We start from the raw sequence: 8719 nt of genomic DNA on the forward strand, positions 1-8719 counted from the left end.
CATTCAAGTCCGGAGCCTGCGCAGCCAAATCGCGTCGGTGTTCCAGGAGACGTTCCTGTTCTCGTCCAGCATCCGCAATAACATCGCCTACGGCCTGAAGGACGTAACGATGGACGAGATCATCCGGGCCGCCAAGCTGGCAAAAGCCCACGATTTCATTATGGAAATGCCGGACGGTTACGATACGGTGGTCGGCGAACGGGGCATGGGCCTCTCCGGAGGGCAGAAGCAGCGGATCGCGATTGCGCGCGCGCTGCTGAAGAATCCGAAGATCCTCATCCTCGATGACGCGACGAGCGCCGTCGACATGGAAACCGAGCATGAAATCCAGTCGGGCTTCCAGGAAGTGATGAAGGGACGGACGACGTTCATCATCGCCCACCGGATCTCTTCCCTGCGGCATGCCGACGAGATTCTCGTGCTGAACGAGGGCAAAATCGTGCAGCGCGGCAAGCATGAAGATTTAATCACGGTGCCTGGCCCTTACCAGGATGTATACCATATTCAATATGCAGACCACATTGCCCGGATGAATGGGAATGCAGGAGAGCAGGTGAGCTCATGAATCCCGCAGCGGAAACGAATAAACAGCGGCCGGGAGCCGCAAATAAGAACAACCCGAAGGGGAAGACGCCGGGTGTAACCGGCGAACGCTTCGTGTATCAGGATGACGAAGTCATCGAAAAGCCGTTTAACTGGTCCCAGCTGACCCGGCTGTTCGCTTATATGAAACCTTATGCCAAGCAAATGCTGCCGCTCGTCCTGCTGATGATGGTCCTCGGGACGATTACGAAACTGACCGTTCCGTTCCTGACCAGTCAGGCGATCGACAAGGCAATCGCGCCGAAAGACGGTAATACGAACCTGACGCTCTTATACCTGCTTACGGCAGGGGCACTTGTTCTTTACATTATTCAGTGGATCGCGAGTACGTACCGGATCCGCCTGACCAACATTATCGGACAGCGCGTCATCTACGACCTGCGTTCGCATTTGTTCCAGCACATCCAGAGGCTGTCCTTCAACTTCTTTGACAAGCGGCCCGCAGGCTCCGTGCTCGTGCGTATCACCAACGACGTCAACTCCCTGCAAGAGCTGTTCACCAACGGCGTCGTCAACCTGATGATCGACTGTGTCCAGCTGGTCGGGATTGTGGTCATTTTGATGCTGATCAACTGGAAGCTCGGGCTTGCGGTTGTTCTGACCGTCCCGATCATGTTTTTCATCTCCACGAAGCTGCGGGTCAAGATCCGCCGCGCCTGGCAGGAAGTGCGCAACGTCAAGGCTGGTCAAACGATCGCCCTCGTCGGGCATACCGGTTCAGGAAAAAGTACAATCATTAATTTGCTCAGCCGGTTCTATGATATAACAGGGGGCAAAATTACGATTGACGGTCTGGACATCCGGGACGTGAAGCTGGATACGCTCCGCAGCCAAATCGGAATCGTGCTGCAGGACACGTTCATTTTCTCGGGAACGATCCGCGATAACATTCGCTTTGGCCGGCTGGATGCGGCCGACGAGGAGATCGAGGAAGTAGCCAAGGCCGTCGACGCTCATGAATTTATTATGAAGCTTCCGAACGGTTACGATACGGAGGTCGAGGAGCGTGGGAACATGCTCTCCATGGGGCAGCGGCAGCTGCTGTCCTTCGCCCGGGCGCTTCTGGCCGATCCGCGCATTCTTATTCTTGATGAGGCGACGGCCAGCATCGATACGGAGACCGAGCTGAAAATTCAGGAAGCGCTGAAGGTGCTCCTGAAAGAACGTACTTCCTTTATCGTCGCGCACCGGTTATCGACGATCCGCCATGCGGACAAAATCGTCGTACTGGATCACGGCGAGATCAAGGAGGAAGGCAACCATCAGGAACTGATGCAGAAGCAGGGAACGTACCATGGTCTGATCGAAGCGCAGTTCCGGTTTGTCTGAGGATGATGATTCGCTAAGGATGGATGGTCTTCCGTAGGTACATCGTTGGATATTTTTCATATCCCCCGGTCGCCGGAAGTTAACGGTGCGTTTACAGCCAATTAACAAACAACCAAAATTGTAAAATCAAGCAAGCTTCTCCAATGATCGCCATTCAAATAAGGAGAGATTGTGAATTTTGCAGGAAAATGTCGGAGCACTCTTGCATTCTTCCTTCGGAACCCCGAAAATGATAGAGAGGTATACATTTGTGGTATACATTAGTAGGGGGGAATTGGGAAGTGGTGTGGGGTGCTCCTTTTTCTGCACATGCTACAAAACTGCTGCTTCTAGGCAGCGGTGAATTGGGAAAAGAAGTAGTTCTCGAGGCTCAGCGTTTGGGCGTAGAAACCATTGCCGTGGACCGATATGAACACGCCCCTGCGATGCAGGTGGCCCATCGAAGCCATGTCATTGATATGCTCGATCCCGAATCGCTGAAGCGGATTATTCATCAGGAACATCCGGACATCATCGTCCCGGAAATTGAAGCTATAGCTACACAGGCTCTCCTTGAGCTGGAAGAGGAAGGGTACCGCGTCATTCCGACGGCTCGCGCCGCCCGGCTGACGATGGACCGCGAAGGGATTCGCCGCCTGGCTGCGGAAGATCTCGGACTTCCTACGGCGGATTATCGATTCGCCGACAGCCTGGAAGAGCTGCAAGAAGCGGTAGCCGTGCTTGGCACGCCCTGCGTGGTCAAGCCGATCATGAGCTCATCCGGTAAAGGGCAGAGCGTTTGCCGCACGCCAGAAGATGCGGAAGAATGCTGGAATGCAGCCCTGGAAGGCGGACGAGCGAAGAGCACCCGCGTGATCGTTGAAGCATTTGTTACGTTTGAGAGCGAAATTACGCTCTTGACGGTCCGCTCTGTGAGCGGAACCAACTTTTGCCCGCCGATTGGACATATTCAAAAGGACGGGGATTATGTAGAATCCTGGCAGCCTCATGTCATGAGTGAAGAGCAGCTGCGGGAGGCAGAGTCCATTGCCAAAGCCATTACAGACGAGCTCGGGGGATATGGCATTTTCGGAGTGGAGCTGTTTGTTACAAAGCAAGGCATCATATTCAGTGAAGTATCCCCGCGTCCGCATGACACCGGCATGGTGACCATGGTGACGCAGGATTTATCGGAGTTCGCCCTGCATGTCAGAGCGATTCTCGGACTTCCGGTTACGTCGGTTGAACTGCTGACACCGGGAGCTTCGGCAACTTTGAAAGCGGTGAATGCAAGTACGAATTTTGCCGTCAGCGGTGTAGAGGAAGCACTAAGCCTTCCCCGGACACAGGTTCGGATTTTCGGCAAGCCTGAAACGAAGATCGGCCGGAGGATGGCGGTAGCGTTAAGCACTGACCCGGATATTCAGAAAGCACGGAACACGGCTAAGCAAGCCGCCAGTCTTTTAAAAGTGGAGGAATATGATCATGAACAGTAATTTGTCGGCTCCTACTTTGCAAATCCGCAAATCGAACTGCAATTGCGATCTGGAGTCTGTAACGGCGTTAATGCGCGAGCTCAACTATCCAACGACGATCAACGTTATGCGCGAACGGATGGAAGCCTCGGAAGACAATCCGAAACTGTGCACGATGGTGGCAGAGCTGGACGGAGAAGTTGTCGGCATGGTGGCGTTGAATCAGGTTCACTCCTATGCCACAGGCGAGACGGCGACTCAGGTATCCGCTTTGATCGTATCCGAGAAGCACCGCGGCCAAGGGATCGGCAAACGCCTGATCCGCAGCAGCGAAGAATGGGGAAGAGCCCACGGCAGCCAGGTTCTGTTTTTGACGAGCGGCAACCGTGTGGAACGTGCCCCGGCCCATGCCTTTTATGAACATATCGGTTTTGATAAAGTCGGCTACCGCTTCATCAGAAAGCTGAAATAATACCGATTTCCAACATACCGGCCCCCCTGCAGAGGAGGGCTTTTTTCTATTTCCTATATGCTTGGGCACCATGGTTTTCTACAAAAATGTTCAATATTTACAATACATATGAATTGATATACAATACGTGAGTGATATTACGAAAGCGGTTACATTTTTCGACAAAACCAATGTAGTTTGCGGCCAGAGGAGCCTATTGATCATGTTCTGACAAGTGTGAGTACAAATTTGGAACAGCCGAGGGATGAATGATGTATAAACTGCTGCTTGTGGAAGACGAAGAAGACGTCCGGGATGGGCTGGTCGAGGAAATCAACTGGGAGCTTCACGGCTTTCAGGTGACGGGTACAGCCGAAAACGGCCGCGAAGCGCTGGAATGGATGGAAAAGGAGATGCCGGACATCGTCGTGACCGACATCCAAATGCCCTTTATGAACGGCTTGGAGTTGGCCGCGTGGATCCGCGAGCATGCCCCGTCCACCAAAATCATTATTTTGACCGGATACGATGAGTTTGAGTATGCCCAAAAAGCGATTAAGCTGCAGATTGACGAATATGTGCTCAAGCCGTTTTCTTCCCGGGAGCTCGTGGATGTGCTGCTGAAGGTGAAGACGCATATGGATGCCGAGCGGGCTGAGAAGGAAAACGTCCAGCTGCTGATGGAGCATTACCGGAAAAGCATACCTGTACTCAGGGAGCTTTTTTTGTCTTCACTGGTGACCCGGAGGCTTACGCCTGAGGAATACATCGAGAAAGGAGCCAGTTACGGGATCAGCTTAGACGGACAAACCTTTATGGCTTCGATTATTCGTCCCGATCCAGTGCAGAGAGAGCGGGATGTCAGGGAGGAAGCGGAGGATCCGGCATCAGCGATGTCGCTAAAATACTCGGAGGACCGGTACCTGCTGCTGTTTGCCGTGTACAACGTGGCGGCAGAGATTTGCCAATTGCGGCAAGGGTTCAAGGCGTTTATTCACCATAACGACTGCGTTCTCCTGTCGGTGCTGCCGGAAGCGGATGAAAGCGCGGCGGCGCAGCGGACGCTGGAGCTGCTGGAGGAAATCCGTCTGAACGTGAACAAATATTTGAAGCTGACGGTGACGGCAGGGGCCGGCTCCGTATACCGCTCGTTGGGCGATGTGTTCGATTCTTACGCGGAAGCGTCGCAGGCGCTGGACTATCGTCCTATTCTCGGCAACAACCGGGTCATCTGGATCGATGATGTGGAACAGCGGAAGGCGGATCCGCTCGTATTCGACAGCCTGAAGGAGCAGGAGCTCGTCCGGAGCATCCGCGTAGGCACGGCGGAAGAGCTGGAGGAGACGGTAAGGCGGATGTTTGACGGCCTGGAGTCGTCCAAAGTCAGCGTGCAGGACTGCCAGGTGTATATCATCGGCGTGTTGACCGCCGTCATCCGGGTGGCGAAGGAGTTCGGCATCGAGCTCGAAGAGGTGTTTGGCCGGGGATCGCTGCCGTTCGCCGACATGTATCATTACAACAATTTACAGGAGCTTCGGGAGTGGATACACCGGGTATCCTCACGGCTGATGATAACGATCGCGCAGGGAAGGCAGTCCGGATATAACCAGCTTGTAGAGGATGCCAAAGCGTATATTCATGAGCATTACCGGGAAAGCGACATTTCCATCAACAAAGTATGCCGGTATCTGCACATCAGCACCGGGTATTTCAGCAGCATTTTTAAAAAGGAAATGAAGATGACCTTCGTAGCCTACTTGCTGCATGTACGCATGGAAGCCGCCAAGGAGATGCTGCGATCGACGTCGCTGAAAGCGTTCGAAATCGCCGAAACGCTTGGGTTCGCGGATCCGAACTACTTCAGCTTCTGCTTCCGCAAGAAGTTCGGCATTACGCCGAAAGAATACCGCAGCGGCCACGGAGGAGGCGAATCGGCTTGAAGATTCCGCATCATCGCCTGAAGCCCCGCGCTCCCCGGCTGCCCATGTCCTTCCGGCTGCGGAGCATTCAAACGATCATCACCGCGACCTTTGCCGGTATGACGGTGCTCGTCGTCATCCTGGTCAGCATCATGCTGTACAACAAATTTTCCAAGACGGCGGAGGAGAACGCCTACCTCAATATTCAGCAAATCATCGAGCAGGTCAATTACCACTTGGAGCTGTATGTCAAAGGAATGCAGGACATTTATGCCGTAGTCGAGCAGCAGATTGATCAAACGGCTGACGTCAGCAGCGGGGTGCTCCGCGAGCAGCTGACCACACTGCTTCATACCCGGGAAGACCTTGTATCCGTGGCGCTGTTTACGCCCGACGGCCGGCTGGTGCTGGACATTCCGAATGCCGAAATGCGCCGGAACACCAAGCTGACCGAACAGAGCTGGTACGAATCGGCACGGGAAGTGCCGCAGAAGCTGTCTTTTTCCCCGCCGCACATCCAAAATCTATACAAGGGCCAGTACAAGTGGGTCGTATCGTTAAGCCGCATGATCGAATATCGGGACCAGGGAAAAGTAAAGCGCGGAATTCTGCTCGTTGACGTCAACTTCCGGACGATTGATGAGCTGAGCCGCAAAGTGAGCCTTGGCAAGCAGGGTTATGCTTACATCATCGACGAGCTTGGGAACATCGTCTACCATCCGCAGCAGCAGCTGATCTATGCCGGTTTGAAGTACGAAAATCTGGAGCCCGTATTTGACTATGCCTATGGCAGCTATATCGATAAATCGACCGGCGTGCCGCGGTATATCACAATCCGGACGGTACAGCCCATCGGCTGGAAAATCGTCGGGGTTGCCTTTCCAGACGAAATTGTGACGACCAAGCAGGACCTGAATCAGTTTATTTTCTGGTTTCTCGTGGTCGTCATTACGGCTGTGGTACTCCTCGCGGTCTTCATCTCGGCGAAAATATCCCAGCCGCTCCGCCGCTTGGAGCGGTCGGTCCAAAGCGTCGGACAGGGGGATTTCAGCACGCCGATTTACGTCAGCGGCGCTTATGAAGTGGTGCAGCTGTCCAAGCGGTTTAATTTTATGCTGCACCGCATCCGCCAGCTGATGGACCAGATCATTCACGAGCAGGAAGCGAAACGGAAAAGCGAGCTGGATGTGCTGCAGTCGCAAATCAATCCCCATTTTCTCTACAATACGCTGAATTCGGTGATCCGACTGGCGGAAAAAGGTAAAAAGGAAGAGGTCGTGACGACGATCACTTCGCTGTCCAAGTTTTTCCGGATCAGTCTGAGCAAAGGGAACACGATCATCACCGTGGAAGAAGAGCTGGAGCATGTGCGCCATTATTTGATCATCCAGAAGATCCGCTACAAGCATAAGTTCAATTATGAGATTCAGTGCGATGAAGCCGCTCGCTCCTGCAGGACGCTGAAGCTGATCCTGCAGCCGATCGTAGAGAACGCCATTTATCATGGAATCGAGAAAATGCCGGACGAAGGCTGGATCTCCATCTCGGCGGCGGTTCAGGGAGAGCAGCTCGTCTTGACCGTCAAGGACAACGGGCTTGGCATGACCCCGCAAGTGATGGATCAGATTCTCGGCGGTAACCACCGCAGCGGCAGCGGATCGGGTGTCGGCGTGAAGAACGTGAACGAGCGCATCCGGCTGTGCTACGGCAAGCCTTACGGTCTGCATTTTGCGAGCGAACTGGAAGAAGGGACAAGGGTTACGATCACGCTGCCGGCGGTATCGGACCGTGCGGAGGAACTGGAGAGGGGGATATCATGAGCTTAAGCAAAGGAATCGTCCGAGTAGCGCTGCTGCTTGCAATCTTACTCTTCATGGGCTCTTGTTCCTCGTCGCCTCCGAATCTCCGCGCCTCCGGCAAGCCGCGGACCATCGACATGATCGTCAAGATGAACCACGGCGACTACTGGAACACGGTGAAAATGGGCGCCGAGGTGGCGGCCAAAGAATTCAACGTTCAGCTGACGTTTAAGGCGCCTGATAACGAAAGCGATATCGACGGGCAAATTCGCCTGATGGATCAGTCCATCCAAAACAAGGCGGATGCCATCATTCTGTCTGCGAGCGACTATATGAAGCTGGCCCAGGTGACCGACCGCGCGGCCTATTACAAAATCCCGGTCATCTCGATGGATTCCGAGGTTGCATCGGCCCGGGTCAAAACGTTCGTGGGCACGAATAACTACGAAGCGGGCCAGAAGGCGGCGGAGCGGATGGTCGCCCTGACCGGAACGAACAGCCGCATCGGCGTGATGAATTTTGTGCAGGGCTCCAAAAACGGCGATGAGCGCGAGGAGGGCTTTATGGATTATATCGCCCGGTTTCCCGGGGTTCAGGTCGTGGCCGTGGAATACTGCCAGTCCAATGAGCAGCTGGCGCGTGAGCTTACCCGCAAAATGCTGAACGAGCATCCTGATATAAACGGGATTGTGGCGCTTAACGAAGTGGCGTCGATCGGCACAGGAGAGGAGATACAGAAGCTGGGGGCCGGCGGACGCGTGAAGCTGATCACGTTTGACAGCCCGGCCAAAGTGATGGAGCTGCTGCAGGAGGGGATCGTGCAGGCAACGGTCATCCAGAACCCGTTTAACAACGGTTATTTGGCTGTGCAGCACGCTGTTGAAGCAATGGAGGGCCTGGACGTCCCTGAGCGCATCGATACCAAGTCCAAAATCATCGATCTCGACAATATGCTCTGGCCGGAAAATCAGAAGCAGCTGTTTCCGTTTGTCCGCTGAGCTATTGGTGAACCGAGTGCCGCACCTCCTTAAGCGGCACTTTTTTTGCGTTCAGCACATCATTCCCCCACGTCATGAGAATTTTCATAGAACACATGAGAATTTTATATTCGAATCTGCCCACGGATACAGCATAATGTAAACGTATCCAAGAGAGATACGAGAG

General features: G+C 54.0%; 7 protein-coding genes. All 7 read left to right on the forward strand.

Annotated features, from left to right (window positions below; all coding sequences use genetic code 11):
• Positions 1 to 565: ABC transporter ATP-binding protein (locus CPT76_RS05120; RefSeq protein WP_146116164.1), on the forward strand; the 565-nt coding region annotated here is incomplete at its 5' end.
• Positions 562 to 1932, forward strand: coding sequence for an ABC transporter ATP-binding protein (locus tag CPT76_RS05125; protein WP_105442147.1), 1371 nt, complete (start codon positions 562 to 564; stop codon positions 1930 to 1932). The genes CPT76_RS05120 and CPT76_RS05125, both read left to right, overlap by 4 nt.
• Before the next feature lie 284 nt (positions 1933 to 2216).
• Complete coding sequence (gene purT, locus CPT76_RS05130; RefSeq protein WP_105442380.1) at positions 2217 to 3407, forward strand: formate-dependent phosphoribosylglycinamide formyltransferase; 1191 nt, start codon at positions 2217 to 2219, stop codon at positions 3405 to 3407.
• A complete protein-coding gene (locus tag CPT76_RS05135) occupies positions 3397 to 3858 on the forward strand; it encodes a GNAT family N-acetyltransferase (protein WP_234489346.1) in 462 nt (153 codons plus the stop codon). Before purT ends, CPT76_RS05135 begins: the two co-directional genes overlap by 11 nt.
• 251 nt (positions 3859 to 4109) lie before the next feature.
• On the forward strand, positions 4110 to 5777 hold the full coding sequence (locus CPT76_RS05140) for a response regulator (RefSeq protein ID WP_105442148.1): 1668 nt from the start codon (positions 4110 to 4112) through the stop codon (positions 5775 to 5777).
• 44 nt (positions 5778 to 5821) lie between these two features.
• A complete protein-coding gene (locus CPT76_RS05145; RefSeq protein ID WP_105442381.1) occupies positions 5822 to 7576 on the forward strand; it encodes a sensor histidine kinase in 1755 nt (584 codons plus the stop codon).
• Complete coding sequence (locus CPT76_RS05150) at positions 7573 to 8553, forward strand: substrate-binding domain-containing protein (RefSeq protein WP_258168096.1); 981 nt, start codon at positions 7573 to 7575, stop codon at positions 8551 to 8553. Before CPT76_RS05145 ends, CPT76_RS05150 begins: the two co-directional genes overlap by 4 nt.
• Positions 8554 to 8719: the final 166 nt, after the last annotated feature.

Source organism: Paenibacillus sp. AR247 (assembly GCF_002968895.1).
Classification (GTDB): domain Bacteria; phylum Bacillota; class Bacilli; order Paenibacillales; family Paenibacillaceae; genus Paenibacillus_AQ; species Paenibacillus_AQ favisporus.

Coding starts and splice junctions, on each gene's coding strand:
- CPT76_RS05125 (WP_105442147.1), top strand. CDS start 562: ATGAATCCCGCAGCGGAAACGAATAAACAGCGGCCGGGAGCCGCAAAT.
- CPT76_RS05135 (WP_234489346.1), top strand. CDS start 3,397: ATGAACAGTAATTTGTCGGCTCCTACTTTGCAAATCCGCAAATCGAAC.
- CPT76_RS05140 (WP_105442148.1), top strand. CDS start 4,110: ATGTATAAACTGCTGCTTGTGGAAGACGAAGAAGACGTCCGGGATGGG.
- CPT76_RS05145 (WP_105442381.1), top strand. CDS start 5,822: ATGTCCTTCCGGCTGCGGAGCATTCAAACGATCATCACCGCGACCTTT.
- CPT76_RS05150 (WP_258168096.1), top strand. CDS start 7,573: ATGAGCTTAAGCAAAGGAATCGTCCGAGTAGCGCTGCTGCTTGCAATC.